This is a genomic window from Paenibacillus sp. CECT 9249, from assembly GCF_918697855.1.
GTDB lineage: Bacteria > Bacillota > Bacilli > Paenibacillales > Paenibacillaceae > MSJ-34.
In genome coordinates, this window is record NZ_CAKKLI010000098.1 from 1 (window position 1) to 2505 (window position 2505).

The 2505-nt window shown below is 50.9% G+C and carries 3 protein-coding genes; all 3 read left to right on the plus strand.

Features of this window, described 5'->3' with window-relative positions; translation table 11 throughout:
* Positions 1–183 precede the first annotated feature (183 nt).
* Entirely contained in the window at positions 184–720 is a 537-nt protein-coding gene (locus tag LQ229_RS26850; RefSeq protein WP_230193409.1) for a DUF6431 domain-containing protein, read from the plus strand.
* A gap of 38 nt (positions 721–758) precedes the next feature.
* Complete coding sequence (locus LQ229_RS26855; RefSeq protein ID WP_216541446.1) at positions 759–2111, plus strand: DDE-type integrase/transposase/recombinase; 1353 nt, start codon at positions 759–761, stop codon at positions 2109–2111.
* On the plus strand, positions 2104–2505 hold a 402-nt coding region (locus LQ229_RS26860; RefSeq protein WP_230193408.1), incomplete at its 3' end, for an ATP-binding protein. The genes LQ229_RS26855 and LQ229_RS26860, both read left to right, overlap by 8 nt.

Consider the following 2505-nt stretch of genomic DNA (forward strand, 5'->3'; position numbering starts at 1 on the left):
TGTTTACGCTGAAGCATAATGCCCGAAAGCTGACGGTATTGCCTGTCCAGGGATTGACGAATATAATGTCCGTATCACAGAAAAGGAAAAGGATGCCTCCATATAGCGTGAGCCTGTTCGCGCAAGCTCACTGGAGACATCCCCTCACAAAACGTATGATCATTGTATCAAATTATGAGCTGGATGAGAAGATCCCCGGCGTTTTTTGTTAGGTGTGCAGAAATTGTCCCTAGCCCTTGCTGCATTGCGAGTTTAACGGTAATCGGTAGCCGAGGCCGGAAGATTGTTCATGCTACAGGGGAAAAGAGCGAGTTGGTTATTCGAAGATTGCGTTGTACGGCTTGTCGGAAGATTCATCATGAGTTACCGGATTGCATTGTACCTTACAAGCGTTACGAGTCGGAATGTGTGGAAAATGTCATCACGTCTGAACCGTCAGAAGTAGATGTTGCCGCAGACAACTCCACGTTGTACCGTTGGCGGGCTTGGTTTTGCTCCATGGCCACCTACTTGCTAGGGTGCTTAGAGTCTATCGCCATTCGCTTTCATCTAGATGTTGTGGAGGAATCGTCCACTCCTTCACAAGCTGCACACCATAGATTCGGACGTTATGTCGGTGATGCTGACGGATGGCTAGCTAGAGTTGTCCGGCCTGTTGCAAATTCAAACTTTTGGGTTACATACCCGTTCTGCATTCTTGTCCAAGGCCCTCTGAGATAGACTCGTAAACGAATCTATCAGAGGAAAGGTGTAATGGGATGAAAGATCAAAAGAAAGCAGAGCAAATCGCAGCAGACCGTGTGCAGCTCCTTGCCCCGTTGCTTACGGAAGGGCTCGATCCGGCAAAGGCGAGGGAAATCAAGCAAAGAATTTGCGAGCAAATCGGAATATCGGAGAGAACGCTGCGGCGGTATCTAGCAGCCTACCGGCAAGATGGCTTTGGCGGATTAAAGCCGAAGAGCAAAGGGAAGCAACCCGCAGCCCCCGCCATTCCGTCGGAGGTCTTGGAGCAAGCAATCTTGCTGCGGCGAGAGGTACCAAGTCGTAGTGTCACCCAGATCATTCAGATCCTGGAATGGGAAGGCCGCGTTAAGCCAGGTCAAATCAAACGGAGCACGCTTCAAGAGAAGCTAACGGAACGTGGTTACAGCACAAGACATATGCGAATGTATGCAAACTCTGGTGTAGCGGCTCGCAGGTTCCAACAGCCACACCGCAATCGTCTATGGCACTCGGACTTAAAGTATGGTCCGTACCTGCCCATTGGACCGGATGGAGCGATGAAACAAGTGTTTCTCGTCACCTTCATCGACGATGCGACGAGATTCGTGCTGCATGGCGAATTTTACCCGGTCATGGATAAGACGATCGTCGAAGACTGTTTCCGAAAGGCCATTCAGAAATACGGTGTTCCGGAGGCGGTGTACTTCGACAATGGGAAGCAGTACCGTACCAAATGGATGACACGGACGTGTTCCAAATTGGGTGTGCGACTTCTTTTTGCGAAACCGTACTCGCCAGAATCGACCGGTAAGGTTGAGCGATTCAACCGGGTGGTAGATTCTTTCCTTAGCGAAGCAGCACTTGAAAAGCCTAAGACGATCGACCGACTGAATGAGTTGTTCGAGGTCTGGCTCTCGGAATGCTACCAGAACAAGCCGCATTCGGCATTAGAAAACAAACGAAGCCCTGAAATCGCCTTTCGAAATGACAAGAAGGCGCTTCGGTTTGTGGAACCGGAGGAACTTGCCAATGCATTCCTTCACTGTGAAACCCGCAAAGTCGACAAAACCGGTTGCATTAGCTTCTTGGATCGAAAATATGAAGTGGGGCTTCCTTTCATCGGATGTACCGTGGATGTCGTGTATGACCCGTCAGACACCACCGAGTTGACGATTGAGTATGAAGGCCACGAACCGTGGAAGGTCAAAGAGCTCGTGATCGGTGAACGCGCCGGAAAGCGTCCTCCGTTGCCAGACCATCTTCAGCCTGTTCCAGTAGAATCGTCAAGGCTGCTAAGTGCTGCCGAAGTACAGAGTCATCACCGCCGTTCCGTGCAAGCTCCGGCCGTTAGTTACCGTAGGAAAGGTAAGGTGAATGGCGATGTTTGAGGCATTCTACGAGCTTAGTCGTTCACCGTTCTCCAGAGATGTCCCGCCTAGCGAGCTGTATGAGTCGGTCATTTTGGAAGAGACGCTGGGACGGTTAGAATATGCGGCAGAGAGGCAATGGTTTGCTGTCGTTACCGGAGACTGCGGAACGGGGAAGACGACAACGATTCGGCGGTTTGCGGAAGAACTGGATCCCGCAAAGTTCAAAGTGCTCTATCTGTCAGATTCAAAGCTGACCCCGCGGCATTTCTACAAGGGACTACTGGAACAACTCGGTTGTGAGTCGAAGTTTTATCGCGGGGATGCGAAGCGTCAGTTGCATCGGGAGATTGAGCTCATGCGAGGAATTCATGGATTGCAGCCCGTCGTGGTCGTGGATGAAAGTCATCTTTTG